The organism is Tersicoccus sp. Bi-70, assembly GCF_001968825.1.
Classification (GTDB): Bacteria; Actinomycetota; Actinomycetes; order Actinomycetales; family Micrococcaceae; genus Tersicoccus.
In genome coordinates this window covers 215,841-235,447 of sequence record NZ_MIEU01000011.1, presented here as the reverse complement: position 1 = coordinate 235,447, position 19,607 = coordinate 215,841, and the positions used below count along the sequence as shown (strand labels likewise).

17 protein-coding genes and 1 pseudogene are annotated in these 19,607 nt (G+C 71.2%); 6 read left to right on the top strand and 12 right to left on the bottom strand.

The window, feature by feature from the left end; genetic code table 11:
- Positions 1-8 precede the first annotated feature (8 nt).
- From BGP79_RS07600 to BGP79_RS07590, 3 genes are read left to right on the top strand one after another with little or no spacing between them, the layout of a single operon-like run.
- Complete coding sequence (locus tag BGP79_RS07600) at positions 9-809, top strand: (Fe-S)-binding protein (protein ID WP_076694265.1); 801 nt, start codon at positions 9-11, stop codon at positions 807-809.
- Positions 806-2,344 (top strand): lactate utilization protein B, encoded by a 1,539-nt coding sequence (locus BGP79_RS07595; protein ID WP_076694263.1) that lies wholly within the window; start codon positions 806-808, stop codon positions 2,342-2,344. The genes BGP79_RS07600 and BGP79_RS07595 overlap by 4 nt, the downstream gene beginning before the upstream one ends.
- Positions 2,341-3,039 carry an LUD domain-containing protein gene (locus tag BGP79_RS07590; protein ID WP_076694261.1) on the top strand — a complete coding sequence of 233 codons (699 nt, stop codon included), beginning with the start codon at positions 2,341-2,343 and terminating at the stop codon, positions 3,037-3,039. The genes BGP79_RS07595 and BGP79_RS07590 overlap by 4 nt, the downstream gene beginning before the upstream one ends.
- A gap of 132 nt (positions 3,040-3,171) precedes the next feature.
- Here BGP79_RS07590 and BGP79_RS07585 read toward each other — a convergent pair whose 3' ends face one another.
- The gene (locus tag BGP79_RS07585) at positions 3,172-3,663 is read right to left on the bottom strand and encodes an SRPBCC domain-containing protein (RefSeq protein WP_076694260.1); all 492 of its coding nucleotides are present in this window, start codon (positions 3,661-3,663) and stop codon (positions 3,172-3,174) included.
- Positions 3,664-3,733: 70 nt separating this feature from the next.
- On the opposite strand from BGP79_RS07585, the gene BGP79_RS07580 reads away from it, so the two are divergent.
- Positions 3,734-4,582: a DUF3883 domain-containing protein gene (locus BGP79_RS07580; RefSeq protein WP_076694258.1), complete on the top strand. Its 849-nt coding sequence runs from the start codon at positions 3,734-3,736 to the stop codon at positions 4,580-4,582.
- Between the two features lie 110 nt (positions 4,583-4,692).
- Here the strand turns inward: BGP79_RS07580 and BGP79_RS07575 are convergent, their stop codons facing one another.
- Positions 4,693-6,282: an MDR family MFS transporter gene (locus BGP79_RS07575; RefSeq protein WP_083701683.1), complete on the bottom strand. Its 1,590-nt coding sequence runs from the start codon at positions 6,280-6,282 to the stop codon at positions 4,693-4,695.
- Positions 6,283-6,453: 171 nt separating this feature from the next.
- Entirely contained in the window at positions 6,454-6,999 is a 546-nt protein-coding gene (locus tag BGP79_RS07570) for a hypothetical protein (protein WP_076694256.1), read from the bottom strand.
- A gap of 147 nt (positions 7,000-7,146) precedes the next feature.
- On the opposite strand from BGP79_RS07570, the gene BGP79_RS07565 reads away from it, so the two are divergent.
- Complete coding sequence (locus tag BGP79_RS07565; RefSeq protein WP_076694254.1) at positions 7,147-8,529, top strand: MFS transporter; 1,383 nt, start codon at positions 7,147-7,149, stop codon at positions 8,527-8,529.
- Positions 8,530-8,560: 31 nt separating this feature from the next.
- Here the strand turns inward: BGP79_RS07565 and BGP79_RS07560 are convergent, their stop codons facing one another.
- The 4 genes from BGP79_RS07560 to BGP79_RS07545 all read right to left on the bottom strand — a co-directional run bounded on the left by BGP79_RS07560 (position 8,561) and on the right by BGP79_RS07545 (position 12,945).
- Positions 8,561-8,788, bottom strand: coding sequence for a sulfurtransferase TusA family protein (locus BGP79_RS07560; RefSeq protein WP_076694252.1), 228 nt, complete (start codon positions 8,786-8,788; stop codon positions 8,561-8,563).
- A 35-nt stretch (positions 8,789-8,823) separates the two neighbouring features.
- Positions 8,824-9,888 carry a YeeE/YedE family protein gene (locus BGP79_RS07555; protein WP_076694250.1) on the bottom strand — a complete coding sequence of 355 codons (1,065 nt, stop codon included), beginning with the start codon at positions 9,886-9,888 and terminating at the stop codon, positions 8,824-8,826.
- A gap of 96 nt (positions 9,889-9,984) precedes the next feature.
- On the bottom strand, positions 9,985-12,024 hold the full coding sequence (locus BGP79_RS07550) for a penicillin-binding transpeptidase domain-containing protein (protein ID WP_083701682.1): 2,040 nt from the start codon (positions 12,022-12,024) through the stop codon (positions 9,985-9,987).
- Positions 12,025-12,072: 48 nt separating this feature from the next.
- Positions 12,073-12,945: a shikimate 5-dehydrogenase gene (locus BGP79_RS07545; RefSeq protein ID WP_076694248.1), complete on the bottom strand. Its 873-nt coding sequence runs from the start codon at positions 12,943-12,945 to the stop codon at positions 12,073-12,075.
- 113 nt (positions 12,946-13,058) lie between these two features.
- On the opposite strand from BGP79_RS07545, the gene BGP79_RS07540 reads away from it, so the two are divergent.
- A complete protein-coding gene (locus BGP79_RS07540) occupies positions 13,059-13,970 on the top strand; it encodes a cation diffusion facilitator family transporter (protein WP_076694747.1) in 912 nt (303 codons plus the stop codon).
- An 81-nt stretch (positions 13,971-14,051) separates the two neighbouring features.
- Here the strand turns inward: BGP79_RS07540 and BGP79_RS07535 are convergent.
- The 5 genes and pseudogenes from BGP79_RS07535 to BGP79_RS07520 all read right to left on the bottom strand — a co-directional run bounded on the left by BGP79_RS07535 (position 14,052) and on the right by BGP79_RS07520 (position 19,505).
- Positions 14,052-15,550, bottom strand: a pseudogene (locus BGP79_RS07535) (aminobutyraldehyde dehydrogenase).
- A gap of 52 nt (positions 15,551-15,602) precedes the next feature.
- A complete protein-coding gene (locus BGP79_RS07530) occupies positions 15,603-16,487 on the bottom strand; it encodes a dihydrodipicolinate synthase family protein (protein WP_076694246.1) in 885 nt (294 codons plus the stop codon).
- Entirely contained in the window at positions 16,484-17,959 is a 1,476-nt protein-coding gene (locus tag BGP79_RS07525; protein WP_083701732.1) for an NAD(P)/FAD-dependent oxidoreductase, read from the bottom strand. The genes BGP79_RS07530 and BGP79_RS07525 overlap by 4 nt, the downstream gene beginning before the upstream one ends.
- A gap of 131 nt (positions 17,960-18,090) precedes the next feature.
- Complete coding sequence (locus BGP79_RS17035; protein ID WP_255363072.1) at positions 18,091-18,399, bottom strand: MFS transporter; 309 nt, start codon at positions 18,397-18,399, stop codon at positions 18,091-18,093.
- Positions 18,381-19,505, bottom strand: a complete 1,125-nt coding sequence (locus BGP79_RS07520) for an MFS transporter (protein ID WP_255363071.1) — start codon at positions 19,503-19,505, stop codon at positions 18,381-18,383. The genes BGP79_RS17035 and BGP79_RS07520 overlap by 19 nt, the downstream gene beginning before the upstream one ends.
- Positions 19,506-19,607 lie beyond the last annotated feature (102 nt).

The following is a 19,607-nucleotide window of genomic DNA, read 5'->3' as shown; positions in this document are numbered from 1 at the left end:
GGCCACCGATGAGAATCGCCCTGTTCGCCACGTGTCTCGTGGACGCCATGTACCCGCAGGTCGCCGTCGCGACGGTCACGCTCCTCGAGCGGCTCGGCCACGAGGTCGTCTTCCCCGCCGGTCAGGCGTGCTGCGGGCAGATGCACGTCAACTCCGGCTACCTGGACGCCGCGGTGCCCGTCGTGGCCAATCATGTGCGGGCGTTCCAGTCGGAGGAGTACGACGTCGCCGTCGCTCCCTCGGGCTCGTGCGTCGCCTCCGTCAAGCACCAGCACGCGATGGTCGCCCGCCGTGCCGGCGATGAAGCCCTGGCCGACCGGGCGGACGCCGTCGGCGCCCGCACCTACGAGCTCTCCGCCCTGCTCACCGACGTCCTCGGCGTGACCGACGCCGCCGCGCAGCTGGGCTCCTGGTTCCCGTACCCGGTCACCTACCATCCGTCCTGCCATGGCATGCGCCTGTTGCGGCTCGGCGACCGGCAGCGCGATCTGCTGCGCACCGTGGAGGGCCTCGAGCTGCGGGACCTGCCCCACGAGGAGGAGTGCTGCGGGTTCGGCGGCACGTTCTCGGTCAAGAACCCGGAGGTCTCCACCGCCATGCTCGAGGACAAGGTCGCGAATGTCGTCGCCACTGGGGCGCCCCTGTGTGCGGGCGGTGACGTCTCCTGCCTGATGCACATGGGCGGCGGCATGTCGCGGGCGAGTACCGGCGTCGGCACCGTCCATCTGGCCCAGGTCCTGGCCAGCACCCGGGAGGATCCTCTGGCCTACGACGGAGCGACTCAGCTGCAGGGAGGTGCGCTGCGATGAGCACGGATCTCGGGATGCCGCGGGTGCGGCCCGCGCACGGCGTCGGGAACATCGTCGAACGTGAGCCGTTCCCGGACTACGCGCGCCGCGAGCTGACCAACGAGCAGCTGCGGGCCAACCTCGGGCGGGCGACGTCGACGATCCGCGCCAAGCGGGCCGGGGTCGTCGGCGAGCTCGACGACTGGGAGGCGCTGCGGGACGCCGGCTCGGCCATCAAGGCACGGGTGATGGCGGAGCTGCCCACCCTGCTCGAGCAGTTCGAGGCGAACGTGACCGCGCGCGGCGGCGTCGTGCACTGGGCGCGGGACGCGGACGAGGCGAACCGCATCGTCGAGGACCTGGCCACCGAGTATGCCCCGGTGCTGCCGAACGGGCGCCGCGAGGTGGTCAAGGTCAAGTCGATGGCCACGCAGGAGATGGGACTGAACGAGTATCTCGAGGGCGTGGGTATCGACGCGTTCGAGACGGACCTCGCCGAGCTGATCGTCCAGCTCGGGCACGACACCCCCAGCCACATCCTCGTCCCGGCCATCCACCGGAACCGCAGCGAGATCCGGGAGATCTTCCTGCGGGAGATGACCGACGTCGACCCGGAGCTCTCCGACGACCCGCGTCTGCTGGCGATGGCCGCCCGGACACACCTGCGGGCCAAGTTCCTCGCGGCGAAGGTCGCCGTCTCGGGCGCCAACTTCGGCATCGCCGACACTGGGACGCTGACGGTGGTCGAGTCCGAGGGCAACGGGCGGATGTGCCTGACGCTGCCGGAGACGCTGATCACCGTGATGGGCATCGAGAAGCTGCTGCCCAGCTACGCCGACCTCGAGGTGTTCCTCCAGCTGCTCCCCCGCTCCTCGACCGGCGAGCGGATGAACCCGTACACGTCGATGTGGACGGGTGTGACGCCGGGCGACGGACCCCAGAACGTGCACGTCATCCTGCTGGACAACGGCCGGACGGCCGCGCTGGCCGACGAGGTGGGCCGCTCCGCGCTGCACTGCATCCGCTGCTCGGCGTGCCTGAACGTGTGCCCGGTGTACGAACGGGCCGGCGGTCACGCGTACGGCTCCACGTATCCGGGGCCGATCGGCGCGATCCTCTCGCCGCTGCTGACGGGCGTCGAGGAGGGCGAGAACGGCTCCCTGCCGTACGCGTCCTCGCTGTGCGGGGCCTGCTACGACGTGTGCCCGGTCAAGATCAACATCCCGGAGATCCTCGTGCACCTGCGCGGCAAGGACGTCGAGGCGCGGAAGAAGGCGGGCACGCTCGGCGGCCAGCTCGACGTCGCGCTCAAGGGTGCCCAGTGGATGATGAGCGATGGGCGCCGGATGGCCGCGGCCGAACGGGTGCTGCCGCTGGCATCCCTGTTCGCGGGGAAGGACCGGCGGTTCTCCCGGCTGCCGGGTGTCGCGGGCAAGTGGACGTCCAGCCGGGATGTGCCCGCCCCACCCGCGGAGTCGTTCCACACGATGTGGCGGAAACGGCAGAAGGCGGCCGGGTCCGCTGCGGGCAGCACCGGCTCGGAGGTGACGTCATGAGCACCACCTCGTCCGGCACCTCCTCCTCGAATCTCAGAGCGAAGGAGGAGATCCTCGCCCGCATCCGCGCGGCGCTGGACGACGGGCGCGCCGAGACGGACGACGCCCGCGCGGGCCAGGCGCCGGTCGACGTGCCGCGGGACTACCGCCACTCGTCGACGATGAGCGAGCAGGAGCGAATCGAGCAGCTCGTCGACCGGCTCGTGGACTACCGGGCGGAGGTCGAGGTGATCGACGCGGCCGACCTCGTCGGCGCCGTCGCTCGCCGGCTGGAGGGAGCGGCGTCGTACGTGGTGCCGCCGGCGCTGGACGAGGCGGGGCACCCGCTGGCCGAGATCCCCACGGACGCGCGGCGGATGGTCGACTCCCCGGCCGCGCCGCTGGATGTGCAGATGCTGGATCAGGCGGACGCCGTCATCACCAGCAGTGCGGTGTCCATCGCCCAGACCGGGACGATCATCCTCGACGGGTCGACCGATCAGGGACGGCGGGCCATCTCACTGGTGCCCGACCACCACATCTGCCTCGTGCCGGTCGAGACGATTGTTGCCCTGGTGCCCGAGGCCGTCGCCCGGCTGGAGCCCACGCGGCCGACGACGCTCATCTCGGGTCCGTCCGCGACGAGCGACATCGAGCTGGAGCGGGTCGAGGGCGTGCACGGGCCGCGGCGACTGGACGTGCTGATCGTCCGCTGAGGTCGCGGCGGGGCGGGCGTCACTGGTGGATGCCGTGCTGACCGTCGTCCGGCCATAATGGCGCTGCGTCGCCATCGGGTCGAGCCGTCGTCGACCGGTGATGTCAGCGTTTCGGGCGCCGTCCGCTCCTTCTCACCAGGTCTGGGCGAGGAGGGCGTCGAGCTTGGCGAAGGAGCTGTGCCAGCCCTCGGTAGCCGGGGCGATGACGGCGGCGGGGAACATGCCCTGTCGCAGGCGGAGGAGGGTGCCGCCGCTCGGCCCGTCCTCGAAGTCGAGCTTGAGATGGCTGCGCTCGGTGAGGCCCGTGATCGGCTGCGGCGCCTCGGTGCTGTGGATGCGGTGCGGCTCGTCGAGCACCTCGATGACGGCGTCCACCGGGGACTCCCCCGACCCGTCCTCGGCGACCATGGTGAGGCGGTAGGCGCCGCCCTCGCGCAGGTCGATCGCGACGGTCTCACGCGGCACCGGCCAGCCTTCGGGACCGAACCACGCGGCCAGCATGTCGGGGTCGGTGAAGGCGCGGAAGACGAGCTCCTTGGCGACGGCGAACTCGCGGTCGATCGCGACCTCACTGTCGGCCGGGCCGAGGGAGCTGAAGGTCAGGTCCTCGTGGTTCTCGCTCATGTCAGGTCCTTTCGGTGGAAACAGGCTCTCACTTGTGACGATACGACGCCTCTGGCCCTAGGCTGACCTCATGCCAGCAGCACGGGGGAGCAACTGGACCGTCGAAGAAGTCCAAGCGACGGTCGACAGCTACTTCACGATGCTCGAGCTGGAGCTGAGGGGCGAGCCGTACTCCAAGACCGAGTTTCGCACCCGACTGCAGGAGACGGTCAACCGCTCCAAGGGCTCGATCGAGTTCAAGCATCAGAACATCTCCGCCGTCATCCAGGCTCTCGGCGGCTTCCCCATCGACGGCTACAAGCCGCGCTCGAACGTGCAAGGCATCCTGCGCGACGTCGTCGCGAGCTACTACGACCGTCCGGCCTCAGTCGGGCGGCTGATGGATGACTTCGCCGGCCGTCGTGCAGAGGCCATGGGCGCCATCGACCTCGTGCAGCCGACGGCTCCGCCGGCGATCGAACGCACCGAGGCTCCGGTACCGACGGAGCGCCGCGGTCATTTCATCGACTATCAGCAGCGCGAGGAGTCGAACCGCAGCCTCGGCCTCGCGGGCGAGCTGGCCGTCGTCAAGCGAGAGCGGACGGCCCTGCTCGTCGCCGGCAAGCCACGACTCGCGGATCGCGTGGAGCATGTGTCCCAGGAGCGCGGTGACGGGCTCGGATACGACGTGCTCTCCTTCGAACCTGGCGGCAAGGAGCGCTTCATCGAGGTCAAGACCACGCGCAGCAGCGAGTACTTGCCGTTCATCGTCAGTCGCAACGAGGTTCGCTTTTCCGACGAGGCCGGCGACCAGTTCCACCTGCACCGCATCTACCGCTTCGGCGGGGCGAAGCAGGGCTTCTACACGCTGACCGGATCACTGGAGCAGCAGGCCAGGCTGGAGGCTGAGACCTACCGCGGCTGGCCGGCCTCCGTATGAGCCCGTCCACGGACACGCCGCGCGCCCGGAATATGGCGCATATCCCGGATGGCGGCCGCGCGTCGCGGGATGGGGGTGCGACGAGGCAACGGGACCGCACCTGAAGCCCCTCAGTGACCCCCGTGGCCGCCGGTCGCCGGCGCCTCGCGCCGCGTGAACAGCGACAGCACCACCGCGCCGACCGCGCCGATGGCCGCCACCAGGAACGCCACGTGCATGCCCGGCACCAGGTCGACCCGCGTGCCGGCCGCCGTCGTCGTCGTGACCGCCGCGGCGCTCATGATCGAGATCAGCACCGCGGTGCCGGCGGCACCGGCCACCTGCTGCAGCGTCGACAGGATCGCCGAACCGTGCGAGTAAAGGTTCGGCGGCAGCGGGTTGAGGCCGCCGGTGAAGCACGGCGTGAACAGCAGCGCCAGCCCGAGGGTGAGCATCAGGTAGAGCACCACGACGGACCAGACGGGCGTCGCCGTGTCCATCCGCGAGAACAGCCACAGCACCACGACCAGCAGCGCGGACCCGGTCACGGTCAGCGGCCGCGGCCCGAGCCGGTCGAACAGCCGCCCGACGATCGGACCCATGATGCCCATCAGCAGGCCACCGGGCAGCACCACGAGCCCGGTGACGACCGCCGGCAGTCCGAGCACGGTCTGCAGGTAGATGGGCAGGATGATCGCCGAACCCAGCAGCACGGCCATGGCGATGCACATGATGGCCACGGAGATGCTGAACATGGGGAAGCGGAACGTGCGCAGGTCCAGGAAGGGCCGGTCCCGCCGCTGCAGCTGGAGCTGGCGAGCCACGAACACCGCGAGCACGAGGACGGCGACGACGATGATCACGAGGGCGGCCGGGTCCACGCTGCCGCCCCCGCCCTCACCGATGTGGCTGAGGCCGTAGACGAGGCCGCCGAAGCCGGGTACGGAGAGCAGGACCGAGACGATGTCGAACCGCTGGTCACCGCCCTCGTTGACGTTGGTCAGCTTCCATGCGCCGTAGGCCAGCGCGGCGAGCGCGATCGGCAGCACGAAGACGAAGACGAACCGCCAGGAGAAGGACTGCAGAATCAGACCGGACACCGTCGGGCCCAGCGCCGGGGCGACGGAGATGACGATGCTGAGGTTGCCCATCACGGCCCCGCGACGGCTCAGCGGGACGAGGGTGAGGATCGTCGTCATCAGCAGCGGCATCATCATCGCGGTGCCGCCGGCCTGGACCACGCGGGCGACCAGCAGCACCCCGAAGCCGGGGGCGAGCGCGGCCAGCAGCGTGCCCGCACTGAAAAGACCCATCGCCGTGACGAACACGGCCCGGGTGGAGAACCGCTGCAGCACGAAGCCCGTGATCGGGATGACCACGGCCATGGTCAGCAGGAAGCCGGTGGAGAGCCACTGCACGGTCGTGGCGCTGACGCCGAGGTCGACCATCAGGCGCGGCAGGGCGACGTTGAGGATGGTCTCGTTCAGGATGACGACGAACGCGGCCACGAGCATGGTGACGATGACGGCGACGCCGCCGGCCGGGATCTTCTCCTGCTCGGCGGGGCTCGCGCCGGCCGGTGAGGACAGGGTGCCGCCAGCGGCGGTGTCGACGGAGGCCGCCGGGACGATCGGCTGGACCCCGGACTGCGGATCGGGTTCGCAGATGACCTGGGTGCGGCCGGTGCGGGGCGCCGGATCCTCGGGCAGGGCGGAAGGCATGAGTCGTCCTCAGAACGAAGGTGGGGAGTCGATGAGGGCAACGCCGCCCGCGCTCCCATTCTTCCCCATGACGCCCGTTCCCGTCCCGGGCGACGGGTGTTCGATCAGGGAGACGACGACGGGGCCCGGTGCGGCTGATGCGCACCGGGCCCCGTCGGTCGGGCAGAGGCGTCAGCGACGCTTCTTGAGCAGGCCCTTCGCCACGTTGGTGGGACGCTGCTGCTCGCCCTGCTGCGCGCCGAGCACGATCACGGTGCCGCTGACCACGGGAATGGCCCACTGCAGCACCTTCAGCTGCTGCTGCGCCGACTTCAGCTCCGGGGAGGCGTCCGGCCGGGGCTCCGTGGCGCCGACGGCACCCTGGTCGGCGAGCTTCGCGATCTTCTGGCCGAGGAGACCGGAGTAGAGCGAGAGCCCCATGCCGACCACCGTGACGGCGCTCTTGACGACGGTGTTGGCGCCGGCGCCCTGCTGACCGACGACGCGGCCCTTGTTCTCGATGATGAGGCCGATGCCGCCGACGGCGTGGGCGGCGAAGGCGCCGATCACGACGGGGGTCCACTTGCCCCAGCCGACGGTGGAGAGCCGGGTGCGCTCGGCGGGGTCCTTGGCGGCGGCGGCGGCGCCGTTGACGCCGACGGCGCCCATCAGCGAACCACCGAACCAGGCGGCGGCGCTCAGATCGTGGAGGGAACGGGAGAACAGTGCGTTGGCCATGGAATGCTCCTGGGGTTGACGAACAGGTTCACCACCCACACTAGTCAGTGTGCTGATGTTTCGTCCATCGAGAGACCCCTCGGTTTTGAGTGGTTGCTCACCTGTTCAGCCGCCGGCTTCGTCGGTGGTCCGCTCTAGGCTGGCGCTGTGCAGGCTCCGGCCGCGTTCGCGCCTTTCAGGAATCGCCAGTACCGCGTGCTGATCGCGGGACTCTCGGCGTCGATGGTCGGCGCCGGGATGTGGGCTGTGGCGATGGTCTACCAGGTGATCGCCATCGGCGGCGGTGCCCTCGAGCTCTCCGTCGTCGCCACCGTCAACAGCGTCGGCATGATTGCCTTCATCCTGCTGGGCGGTGTCACGGCCGACCGGCTGCCCCGTCGCCGCGTCCTGATCGCCGTCGAGGCGGCCAACCTGGTGGCGGTGAGCTTCACCGCGGTCCTGTCCGTGACGGGCGTCCTGACCCTGGCGCCGCTGTGCGTGTCCGCGTTCGTGCTGGGGGTGTCCCTGGCCTTCTTCTACCCGGCGTACTCGGCGCTGCTCCCCCAGATCCTGCCGGCCCGGCAGTTGCTCGCGGCCAACGGCATGGAGGGTACCGTCCGGCCGGTGCTGCAGCAGGCGGCCGGCCCGGCGCTGGCGGGCGTCCTGGTCGCGGCGCTCACGCCGGGTCCGGCGATCCTCGCCATCGCCGCCTGCCACGCCGTCGCGCTCGTCGTCCTGACCGCGGGCCTGCCGCGCGCCCTCGACACCGCACCGCTGCGCTTCGAGGACAACGCGCCGACCCCGTCCGGCCCGGTCGCGGACCCACGGATTCCGGCGCCGATGGACGGTCCGGTCGAGCAGAGTGCGGACGGCGACGACGACGCCGAGCACGGCGATCCAGCGCCGCCGCGCTCGGTGTGGGCGGACCTGCGTGAGGGCGTCGCGTTCACCGTGCGCACCCGCTGGCTGTTCTGGACGCTGTGCTGGGCGGTGTTCGTCGTCCTGCTGTTCATCGGCCCGCTCGAGGTCCTCCTGCCGTTCCTCGTGCGGGACCAGCTCGGCGGAGGCAGCCAGACCTTCGGGTTCCTGCTGGCGATCTACGGGGTCGGCGCCGCGGCCGGATCCCTGCTGACGGCATCGCTGCCCCTGCCGCGCCACTACCTGACGGTGATGATCGCCGTCTGGGGCTTCGGCATGCTGCCCCTCGCCGTGCTCGGCTACACCGACCGATTCGCCGTGATGGCCGTGGCCCTGTTCGTGTGCTCCTTCACGGGCGGCGTCGGTCAGGTGATCTGGGGGACCCTGCTGCAGCGTCGGGTGCCCCCGGCGCTGCTCGGACGCATCTCGAGTCTGGACTTCTTCGTCTCGCTCGCCCTGATGCCGGTGTCGATGGCGCTGGCCGGCCCGGTCGCGCAGGTGGTCGACGTCGGGACGATCTTCGTCGTCGTCGCCGTCGCGTCCCCGCTCCTCGGCATCATCGCCCTCGTGGCCGGCCGGCTCCGCCGTGACGAGCGCGAGCACCCGCTGCGGGAGGAGGCCGCCCTGGCGTGACCCGACCGGACGGTGATGGTCGGTCTGGGGCTCAGGCCTTCTGCACCGTGATGGTCCACTCCGCGGCGCCGCGCTTGGCGAAGTTCGTCACCGGGTAGCCCTCGTCGGCGGCCCACTGCGGGATCGCCTCGGTGGCCTGGGTGCAGTCGAAGTTGATCACCAGTTCGTCGCCGAGGGGCAGGGCGTCGATCGCCTGCTTCGCCTCGACGAGCGGGAACGGGCAGACCTGACCGTCGGTCTCGAGAACGTGCTGCGTCATGGGACTACTCCTTCGTCAGGGAAAGCGGGCCTGGTTCAGGCCGGGACCGGTGCAACGGACGCCGCCGTCGCCGTCGAGCGCGTGCGACGTCGGCCGGTGATGAAGATGCGGGTCGCGACGCCGGTGCCGAGCACCATGAAGATCAGCGACACCCAGCCCTGGTAGCCGAAGGTCGCGGTGTTGACCATGGCGTTGCCGATGGTGCAGCCGCCGGCCCACGAGGCGCCGAGGCCCATCAGGGCACCGCCGGCGATCGAGCGGACCGTGGTGCGGGCGTCGGGCACCCGGATCTTGAACTCGCCGCTGGCCTTGGCCGCGATGAACGAGCCGACCAGCAGGCCCGCGATGAGGAACACGCCCCAGTCGATGAGGTCGGTGTCGCCGGTGGTGAGCCAGGTCAGTGCGTTGGCGGACGGGGTGGTGATGCCCAGCCCCGAGTGCCGCCCGGTGGCCCAGCTCAGCGGCCACGCGGCGATCGCGAGGACGCCGATGACGACGGCGGTCGCGAAGGGGTGCCACGGCTTCTCGAGCAGGAGGTGCGCGAGGCCGGTGCGCTCCGGCGGGAGGGTGGCGACGACGCGCCTGGGCCGGGTCAGGTGGTGCCGGACGGCGAGCCCGACGCCGGCGACGAGCAGCAGCACCAGCAGCCACGGGGAGACGCCGAGCGATCCGGTGATGGTGGCGGCGGGCACGGAGACGGACCGGAACGCCTTGGTCGACGGCCCGAGCGGCCCGTACTTGGCGACGGCCGCGACCAGCATGTACATCGCCAGGGCGATCCAGGAGCCGACCAGGCCCTCCCCGGACCGGTAGAACGTGCCGGTCGCGCAGCCGCCCGCGAGGACGATCGCGAACCCGAAGACGAACGCGCCGACGATGGTGGCCAGCCAGGCGAAGTCCGGGGTGGTCAGGTGGATGACGCCGAGCCCGTCGAGCGCGAACACCCCGACGCTCTGGATCGCGACGACCACCATGAACGCCGTGAACCATCGCGTGTTGCGGGTGATCCACAGGTCCCGGAACGCGCCCGTGACGCAGAAGCGCCCGCGCTGCATGACGAAACCGAGGGCGGCACCGACGGCCAGACCGGAAAGAAGCATTCGTCGAGGCTAACCACGCGCCCCGCTCCCGGTCACGGCCGTGTGAACCCGCGTGACGCAGGCCGGCCTCACCTCACCGCGTCCTGACCTGAGCCGCTACTTCGCCAGGTCCGTGAACATCCGGGCCGCGATCGGGGCGCTCGTGATGGCGCCGTGGTCGCCCACCTCGACGAACACCGCGACGGCCAGGTCGCCCTGGTACGCGATGATCCACGAGTGCGTCTGCGGGGGTGAGTCGTTGCCGAACTCCGCCGTGCCGGTCTTGGCGTAGACCGGGCCGCCGGGCACGTTCTTGAGCGGGTCGACACCGCCACCGGTGACGACGGACCGCATCAGCGTGCGCAGACCGGCGACCTCGCCGCCCGTGAGCGGGACCGCGGGAGCCGCCGAGGCCGACGGGGCGGCGGACGGTGTCGTGGACGGTGTCGCCGACACGGATGCGCTCGCCGAAGCCGAGGCCGACGCCGACGCCGCGGGAGGCGCCGTCGTCGCGTCCGTCACCAGCCGCGGCGTGACCGTGGCTCCGTGCGCCACCGAGGCGGCCATCGTCGCCGCCGCCAGCGGGGAGACGAGCACCTTGCCCTGGCCGATCATCGACGCGGCGTGGTCGGTCTTCCCGACGCCAGTGGGCACGGACCCGAGGAACGCGGCGGCACCGGTCTGGTTGGGCCGGCCGACGCCGAGGCTGGCCGCCGCCGAGGTGAGCGCGGCGTCGTCGATCCGGACCTGCTGCGAGATGAACGCCGTGTTGCAGCTGAAGGTGATCGCGGTCTGTAGCGGGACCCTGCCGAGCGCCGAAGCCGGGTAGCCGGGGAAGTTCTTGAAGGTGCGCCCGTCGACGGTGACGCTCGGGGTGCAGGGCACGGCCGTCTTCGGCGTCGCCCCCGTGCGCAGCAGGCCGAGGGAGGTGGCCACCTTGAACGTCGATCCGGGGGCGTACTGCCCGAGCATCGCGGTGTTGTATCCCTTGCTGCCCGGACCGCTGGCGGCGGCGAGGATCTCCCCGGTGCTCGGCTTGATCGCGACGAGCGCGCTCGCGGGCTCCTGGTCGGCGAGCAGGCTCTCGGCCAGGGTCTGCAGCGTGGGGTCGAGGGTGGTGCGGACGTCGGACCCGGGCTGGGGCTGGTTCTCGAACAGGACGCGCGGGTCGCCCTTGGCGGGCACGGCGAGGACCCGGGCGCCGGGCGTGCCGGCGAGCCGGTCCTCGTACTGCGCCTGCAGGCCGGAGAGGCCCGCGGTGTCCCCGGCGCGGTACCGACCGTTCGACTGGGCGACCATCTCGGCCGTCACGGGGCCCACCGTGCCGAGCACCGCCCGGGCGAATCCGGACGTCGGGGCGAGCGGGATCGTGTCGGCGACCTCGACGGCGCCTGTCACGGCGGCCGCGCGGCGGCGTTCGGCGTCGTGGTTGCTGTCGTCCCGGTAGGTGATGGCCTCGACGAACGCCTGCTTGCCGGCACCCTTGACGGCGGCGGCGTAGGCGGCGCCATCGATGTCGACGGCGGCGGCGAGCGCCCGGGCGGACCGGTCCTGCTGCGCCGCGGGCACCTTGGCCTTGTCCAGCCCGACGTGGACGACCGGGCGGCCCGTGACGATCCGTGCGTTGCCGGCACCGAGGATGTCGCCGCGCTCGGGGGCGACCCGCCGCAGCGCGAGCTGCTCCCCTGACTCGAGCGACGGGTCGATCAGCCCGTCGCCGTTGGTGACGGACCAGTGCCCGTCCTTCCGGGCCAGCTGCGCGGTGACGGTGTAGACCCAGTCCCGGTCCGTGGCGTCGACGTCCCAGGTGACGTCGAGGGCGACGTTCGCCGCGTCGTCGTCGGGCCGGTCCACGCGGGCGACCGTGACCTTCGGTGCGAGACCGCCGAGCTGCTCGGACCGGGTGGCCAGCTGCTTCGTGACCGCCGCGCCGGTGGTGCCCGTGAAGGCGATCTGGTCCGCGTTGCGCGCCGAGAGGGCGGCAGCCAGCCGGTCCGCGGCGGGCTGGATCGGATCCCCGTTGTCCGTGCACGCGGTCAGCGAACCGGTGAGCACCCCGACCGCGACGATCGCGACGGCGACTCTTCGCGCGCGGAGGCGGCGCGAGGACGGAGTGCGCCGCCGGGCGCGCGGTGCCGGTGCGGTCGTGGGCTGCATGGCACCAGTCAAGCGCATGGAGCCGGTGATTCGGCTCGGTCCACGCCGTCAGCCGGCGGCCGCGTACGCCTCCGCCGCATCGACCTGCTCGGGGGTGGGGCGCGTGCCGGTGTAGAGCTCGAACTGGGCCGCGGCCTGGAGCGCGATCACCTCGCCGCCCGTGATGACCGTCTTCCCCGCCGCCTGCCCGGCGACCACCAGCGGCGTGCGGACCGGCATCGCGACGACGTCGAACACCACCGTCGCCGCCTCGATCACGGCGGGGTCGAAGGAGAGGGCGCCGGCATCCTCGCCCGCCATGCTCCGCTCTCCGGCCATGCCGATGGGCGTCACGTTCACGACGACGTCGGCCCGCGCGTCCGCGCTGTCCGCCGCGTCCGCGGAGACCCGGTGGGCGAAGCCGTAGTGGGTCGCGACGGCGGCGCCGGCGTCGGCGTTGCGCGCGAGGATCGTCACGTCGGTGAAGCCGGCATCGGCGAAGGCCGCGGTCACCGCCTTGGCCATGCCGCCGGAGCCGCGCAGCAGCACCGAGGACGCGGGGTCGACGCCGTGCGTCGCGAGCAGGGACGCGATGGCCAGGTAGTCGGTGTTGTAGGCGGTCAGCCGGCCGTCGTCGTTGACGATCGTGTTGACCGAATCGATCGCGGTGGCGGAGGCGTCCATCTCGTCGACGAGCGGGATCACGGCCTCCTTGAACGGCATCGAGACGGAGCAGCCGCGGATGCCGAGCGCCCGCACGCCGCCGATCGCCGCCGCGACGTCCGTGGTCGTCATCGCCTTGTAGACGAAGTCCAGGTCCAGTTCGTTGTAGAGCCAGTTGTGGAATCGCGTGCCGTGGTCGGAGGGGCGCGCGGCCAGCGAGATGCACAGCTGCGTGTCCTTCGTCAGCGCGCGGGCGTGAGCGGCGGGGTTCTCGGGCATGGTCCTATCCTGCCGGACGGCCGACGGAAGTGACCCGCATCGCGTGGCGCCCGCCCGGATCGGCGGTCACACTGGAGGCAGACTGCTGAGCTCGACGACGGAGGGAGGTGACCGTGGCGCACGATCACGCGCACGGCCACGCGGGCGCCGACCGCGGCCGGCTGCTCGTCGCCTTCGGCATCACCGCACTCATCCTCGTCGCGGAGGTGATCGGAGCCGTCGTCACCGGCAGCCTCGCCCTGCTCGCCGACGCCGGCCACATGTTCACCGACGCCGCCGGGCTGCTGATCGCCGTGATCGCGGCGACCCTCGTGCGCCGGCCCCCGACCATGCACCGCACCTGGGGCTACGCCCGCGCCGAGGTGCTGGCCGCCGCGCTGCAGGCCGGCCTGCTGCTGATCGTCGGCGTCTTCGTCATCGTCGAGGCGATCCGCCGTCTCCTCGAACCGCCCGAGGTGGCGTCCGGCGCCATGGTCTGGTTCGGCGTCGCGGGCCTGGCGGGGAACATCATCGCGATGACGGTCCTCGCCGGTGGCCGCGGCAACTCGCTGAACACGCGGGCGGCGTTCCTCGAGGTGGTCAACGACGCGCTCGGGTCCATCGCCGTCATCGTCGCCGCCCTCGTGATCGCGGCGACGGGCTGGACCGGCGCCGACTCGATCGCGTCCCTGCTGATCGGGGCGCTGATCATCCCCCGCACCCTGCGGCTGCTCAAGGAGACCACCGACGTGCTGCTGGAGAGCACGCCGCGCGGGCTCGACCTCGGCGACGTGCGGGAGCACATCCTCGCGATGCCGCACGTGGTGGACGTGCACGACCTGCACGCGAGCCTCGTCGGCAGCGGCACACCGGTGCTGTCCGGTCACGTGACCCTGGAGGACGAGTGTCTCCGCGACGGGCACGCGCCGGGCATCCTGTCCGACCTGCAGCGCTGCGTCGCCGAGCACTTCGCGGTGCCGGTCGAGCACTCGACGTTCCAGCTGGAGACGGCCGCTCACCGGGACCAGGAGCACATCCCTCACTGAACCGGGATGGACACGGGACGGCCCGCGGTGCCGCTCATCGACGCGCACCGCGGGCCTCTCCCCGACAACCGTGACCCTCCCCTACCCCCGGGCGAGGCTGTGCATCACGTGCTTCGTCCGCGAGTAGTCGTCCAGCGCGTACAGCGAGAGGTCGCGCCCGTAGCCCGAGCTCTTGAAGCCGCCCCAGGGCGCCTCGGTCGCGATCACGAGGTGCGTGTTCACCCACACCGTGCCGAAGTCGAGCTTCGCGGGGACCTGGAGGGATCGGCGCGCGTCCTCCGTGAAGACGGACGCCGCAAGCCCGTAGGGAACCTCGTTCGCCCGGCGGATCGCCTCCTCCTCCGACTCGAACGTCTCGACGGTGACGATCGGCCCGAACATCTCCTCGAGCGCGCACTCGGCATCACCCGGGACGTCGACGAGGACGGTCGGGGCGATGAAGAAACCGGGGCCGTCGAGGGGCTCACCGCCCACCGCGGCGCGGATGCCGGCGTCCTTCGCCCGCTCCAGGAACCCCTTCACCCGCTCGAAGTGGGCCTCGGAGATCATCGGCCCGAGTTCGACATCGTCGGCCCCGGGCTCCCCCACGACGATCTCCGAGACCTCGCGCACGAGGTGCTCGGTGAACTCCGCCGCGACCGAGGAGTGCACGAGCACCCGGCACGCCGCCCCGCACTCCTGTCCCGAGTTCCAGTACCCGGCCGACCGCAGGCTCGCCGCCGCGGCCTTCAGGTCCGCATCCGGGAAGATCAGGACGGGCGCCTTGCCGCCGAGTTCGAGGTGGACGCGCTTGAGCGACTCCGCCGCTGCACGCGCCACCGCGCGGCCCGAGCCGACGGAACCGGTGATGGCGATCATGTCGATGTCCGGGTGGTTCGACAGGCGCGCGCCGACCACGGAGCCCACGCCGTGACGACGTTGAGCACGCCCGCGGGCAGCAGGTCGGCGGTGAGCTCGGCGAGCTTGAGAGTGGTCAGCGGCGTCTGCTCGGACGGTTTGACGACGAGCGTGTTGCCGGCCGCGAGGATGGGCGCGATCTTCCACACGCCCATCAGCAGCGGGTAGTTCCACGGCGTGACCACACCGATCACGCCGAGGGGCTCGCGCAGGATGACCGAGAGGTGATCGGCGGCGTAGTTGCCCGCGGCCTCGGAGGTGATCGCGCGCGCGGCGCCGGCCATGAACCGGAACGAGTCGATCGTGCTGGTGATGTCGTCCTCGGTCACCGCCGCGGGTTTGCCGGTGTTGGCGGCCTCGAGCCGCTCGAACAGGTCGCGGTTCTCCTCGATGCGGTCGGCGACGGCGAGCAGGACGCCGGCACGATCCCGCGGCGTGAGCGCCGCCCAGCCGGGCAGGGCACCGCGTGCGACCGCGACCGCCTCGTCGACGTCGGCGGCCGTGCCGCGCGGGGTGCGGGCGATGGTCTCGCCGGTCGAGGGGTCGACGACGTCGAACGTCTCACCGGAGGCGCCGGCGCGGAAGACGCCGCCGATGAAGTGCTCGGTCGGCGGCAGATCGCCGTCACGCAGCAGGGGCGTACCGGTCCCGCGACGGATGCGGGTCTGGGTGTCGGGGCTCATGGTGATCTCCAGTCGGTGGTCTCGGTCGACACAGGTCTCGGATCGAGGCGGGTCAGCGGAACGTGCTCGCGAGGGCGCGGATGTGCTGGGCTTCCTCGCCCCCGAGCGGCAGGAAGGGCTCCCGGGGATCGCCGACGGGGAAGCCGACCGCCTCCATGGCGAGCTTGACGGCCCCGACGAAGTTGACCTGCAGCGTGGCGTCCAGCAGCGGGTAGATCCGCGCCCAGTGCTCGCGCGCGAGATCGAGGTCGCGCGCCTGTACGGCGTCGTACACCGCGACGATCTCGGCCGGCACGATGTTGGCGGTGCCGGTCATGACGCCCGCCGCTCCGGTCGCGAGCGAGGCGAGGATCAAGCTGTCCCAGCCGACGAAGGTGCCGAGCAGATCGCCGTAGTGGGTGATCAGCTGTGTCGACTGCGCCATGTCCGGAACCGTGTTCTTGACGTAGCGGATGTTCTCGACGTTGGTCGCGAGCTTCGCGATCGTGTCGGGCTCGAGGTTGACGCCCGTCGCCGCCGGCAGGTTGTAGACCATGACGGGCACGCTCACGGAGCTCGCGACGCGGGAGAGGTAGCGGACGGTCTCGTCGATCGAGAGCGCCTCGTAGAAGGGGGCGACGGGCATGACGACGTCGGCGCCGGCGGCCTCGGCGTGCCGGGTCAGCTCGATCGCGGTGGCCGTGCTGGTGGATCCGGTCTGCGCGACCACGGGCACGCGGCCCGCGGTCTGGTCGATGACGGTCTCGACGACGAGGCGTCGCTCGGCGTCGGTGAGAGCGGCGAACTCGCCGGTCGAGCCGCAGGCGACGACGCCGTGCACGCCGCCGTCGATCGTGCGGTCGACGACCTGGCGCAGTCGCGCCTCGTCGACGGCGCCGTCGGGGGTGAAGGGGGTCGCGAGGGCGACGAGGACACCGTGCAGGGAGGAGGAGGTCATGAGGCGTGCCTTTCGGAGCTGGAGCTGATGGAGGTCTGGTGCTGACGCGGGTGGCCGACGACGGCGGGCGGGGCGGGCACGGCGGGCTGAACCTGCTGAACCACCGGCCGGCCGGCTCGCTGGCGATCGGTCGCGAGCAGGCTCATGGCGTCCTGCGCGGCGGAGAAGCCCGTCGTGATCGACGTCTCGGTGTAGAGCGTGCCGAGGTAGTCGCCGGCGAGGAAGACGCGGCCGGAGGGCCGGGTGAGCGCGGACTGCAGGGTGCCGCGGCCCGGGAAGCTGTAGGGCGAGCCCTGCGCCCAGCGGGACGCGTGTGCCTCGACGACGCTCGAGGAGAAGTTCCGGTCGAGCACCTGGTCGAGGTCGCGCAGATGGCTCTCGACGATCTCCTCGTCGCTCTTGTCGAGCAGGGCCCGGCCGAGGTTCGCCGGAGAGAAGGTCATGATGCTGCCGCCGGGACGGCGTTCCGACTCGGTGCCGCGCACGATGCTCGCCTGATTCAGCGCGATGGCGAACGAGCGCTTGGGCGCGGCGATGGCGTAGACGTCGTCCCAGCGCCGTGGTCCCTGCTCGTCGGTGAGGAAGGCGGCGCTGACGTGCGGCCCGTAGACGATCCGACCGAGCGCGTCGCGCACGTCGTCGGGCAGGTCGACGGCCACCCGGTGCGAGACGTTCGCGGTGGTGGCGAGCACGACGGTGCGCGCCTCGGCCTCGTGGTCGACGCCGTCCTGCCGGTAGCGCACGAGCACCGAGTCCTTCCGGTGCACGACCTCGTGCACCTCGGCGCCGAGCTGCACCCGGTCGCCGATCGCCGCCGAGATCGCCTCGATCAGCGTCGACGGCCCGCCCACGATGCCGCGGTCGAGGCCCGCGCCGAAACCGAGCACGAGGCTGAAGTAGCCGATGCCGGCACCGGCCGAGATCTGGTCCATCTCGCCGGCGGAGCGCGTGACCGTCGTCTTGATCAGTTCGGTCGCGTCCGGCGGCATCGCGCCGACGAAGTCCGCGAAGGTGCGGCTGTTCTCGAAGTCGTAGATGCGCTGCTGGCGCTGAGCACCGGACTCCCCCGGCCGCACCCGCACGACGTCGGCGACATAGCGCAGCACCGACGCGGCGATCTTCGCCCCCTTGGTCAGGACCGCGAGCCGGGCGTCCAGCGGCATGGGCACGCGCAGCGGGTACGTCGCAATGCTGCCGCCGCGCAGGAGCCGGCCGTTCATCGACAGTCCGGCGAGCGAGCCGGGCAGGGCGACGGCGGTGACGCCGACCTCGCTGAGCAGCAGGTCGGTCGACGTGCCGGCGCCGGCGAAGAGGTGGCCGCCCCAGTTGAGCCAGTACGCGCCCCGTCGCTCGGACCGGATGCGCCCACCCAGCCGCGTGTCCGCCTCGAGCACCTCGATGTCCCAGTGCCGCAGCCGCCAGGCCGCGGACATGCCGGCGAGCCCGCCGCCGATGACAATGACGTCCTTCATGAACTGCTCGTCCTTCTCTGGCTCGTGGACCGGCCGCCGGGACGGCGACATCGGTCGATCGGGTCGATCCGACGGCGCCACGGGGGTGTCCGGCTCCCGCGGCGCCGTCGGATCGAGTGAGTTCAGTGGATTCAGTGGGAGAAGCCCTGGGCCGTCTCGGCCAGGGACTTGCCCTTCGTCTCGGGGGCGAGCCACTGCGAGAGCAGCGCACCGACGAGGGCGAGGCCGGCCGCGATGACCATGGTCGTGCCGGCTCCGAGGTTCGTGATCGACCACGGCAGCGCGAAGGTCCCGAGAGCGGCGCCGATCCGGCTGACGGCGGCGGCGAAGCCCATGCCGATGCCGCGCACCTCGCTCGGGAACAGCTCCGACGGGTAGATCTGCGTGAGCGTGTTGTACATCGCGTTGACGAACGAGAACGTCAGGAACAGGACGAGCACGAGCCAGGACGGCGCGCCCGACCACAGGCCGATGATGAGCAGCAGGCCCGTCGCGACCACTGCGTGGGCACGGTCAGGACGCGCCGGCCCACCTTGTCGACGAGGAGGACGCTCGTGACGACGCCGGCAGCCGCCAGCGCGGACAGCCCCACGCCGCTGGCCCACGTGTTGTCGAGGCCGTAGTTCTTGAGCACCTCGACGGCGAAGGTGGCGATCGCGAAGTACGGCGTGACCGCGCAGAACCAGAATCCCGCGGTGAAGAGGGTGGCCCGCCAGTACTGCGGCGAGAACAGGGTCGCGAAGGACGCGTTCTTCAGCTGCGTCTTGTCCCGGGCGGCCTGCTCCTCCCGGATGAGCCGGAGGTCGATCTCCTGGGTGATGCTCTCGTGCATCTCCGTCGACTCCACGTAGCGGCGGGCGATGGTGAGGGCCTCGTCGCGGCGGCCCTTGGTGATCAGCCAGCTCGGCGATTCCGGCAGGCCGAGCCGGGCGACGAACAGGACGAGTGCGAGCAGCGTGCTGGTGCCGATGATCACCCGCCACGGCACGCCCATCTGCTGCAGGAGCGTGCCGACGATGAAGGCGATCATGAAGCCGACGTACCAGGCGACCACGGTCACGCCCAGCAGGCGTCCGCGCAGCTTGGGCGGCGCGAACTCGGACAGCAGCGGCCACCCGATCGCGTACTCCCCCCCGATCGCGATGCCCATCGCGAGCCGGATGAGGAACAGCTGGATCGCTGCTCCCTCGCCCGACGTCACGAAGAACTGGAGCGCCGAGGCCACCGTGAACAACCCCATGTCGAGGATGAACATCGGCTTGCGACCGAACTTGTCGGTGGCCCAGCCGGCCAGGGGTGACCCGATGAAGATGCCGAAGAGGGGACCCGCGGCGATGAGTCCGATCCAGATGTCGTCGAGATTGACGTCCTCGCGGATGAGCCCGGTGATGGGGCCCAGGATGCCGAGGATGTAGCCGTCGAGCACCATGCCGCCGATGAGCACGGCGATCAGCCGGACCATGAAGCGCTGCTTGAACTGGGGCGTTGTCGTCGAGCCGGCGGCGGTCGCCACGCCGACGGTACTTCCGGGTCGATTCACTTCCATGACACTGATCCGTTTCTGTGGAGTGGTGGTCGCCGCCCCCTCGTGGATGAGGAGGCTCCTGTCTGCATCAGTTGGACCGCGGCCCCTCCCCCGAGCTGCGCC

Excerpts from the sequence above, each read along its gene's own strand:
- BGP79_RS07600 (WP_076694265.1), top strand. The coding sequence starts at position 9 with ATGAGAATCGCCCTGTTCGCCACGTGTCTCGTGGACGCCATGTACCCG.
- BGP79_RS07595 (WP_076694263.1), top strand. The coding sequence starts at position 806 with ATGAGCACGGATCTCGGGATGCCGCGGGTGCGGCCCGCGCACGGCGTC.
- BGP79_RS07590 (WP_076694261.1), top strand. The coding sequence starts at position 2,341 with ATGAGCACCACCTCGTCCGGCACCTCCTCCTCGAATCTCAGAGCGAAG.
- BGP79_RS07585 (WP_076694260.1), bottom strand. The coding sequence starts at position 3,663 with ATGAGCGAGAACCACGAGGACCTGACCTTCAGCTCCCTCGGCCCGGCC.
- BGP79_RS07580 (WP_076694258.1), top strand. The coding sequence starts at position 3,734 with ATGCCAGCAGCACGGGGGAGCAACTGGACCGTCGAAGAAGTCCAAGCG.
- BGP79_RS07575 (WP_083701683.1), bottom strand. The coding sequence starts at position 6,282 with ATGCCTTCCGCCCTGCCCGAGGATCCGGCGCCCCGCACCGGCCGCACC.
- BGP79_RS07570 (WP_076694256.1), bottom strand. The coding sequence starts at position 6,999 with ATGGCCAACGCACTGTTCTCCCGTTCCCTCCACGATCTGAGCGCCGCC.
- BGP79_RS07560 (WP_076694252.1), bottom strand. The coding sequence starts at position 8,788 with ATGACGCAGCACGTTCTCGAGACCGACGGTCAGGTCTGCCCGTTCCCG.
- BGP79_RS07555 (WP_076694250.1), bottom strand. The coding sequence starts at position 9,888 with ATGCTTCTTTCCGGTCTGGCCGTCGGTGCCGCCCTCGGTTTCGTCATG.
- BGP79_RS07550 (WP_083701682.1), bottom strand. The coding sequence starts at position 12,024 with ATGCAGCCCACGACCGCACCGGCACCGCGCGCCCGGCGGCGCACTCCG.
- BGP79_RS07545 (WP_076694248.1), bottom strand. The coding sequence starts at position 12,945 with ATGCCCGAGAACCCCGCCGCTCACGCCCGCGCGCTGACGAAGGACACG.
- BGP79_RS07530 (WP_076694246.1), bottom strand. The coding sequence starts at position 16,487 with ATGACCTCCTCCTCCCTGCACGGTGTCCTCGTCGCCCTCGCGACCCCC.
- BGP79_RS07525 (WP_083701732.1), bottom strand. The coding sequence starts at position 17,959 with ATGAAGGACGTCATTGTCATCGGCGGCGGGCTCGCCGGCATGTCCGCG.
- BGP79_RS07520 (WP_255363071.1), bottom strand. The coding sequence starts at position 19,505 with ATGGAAGTGAATCGACCCGGAAGTACCGTCGGCGTGGCGACCGCCGCC.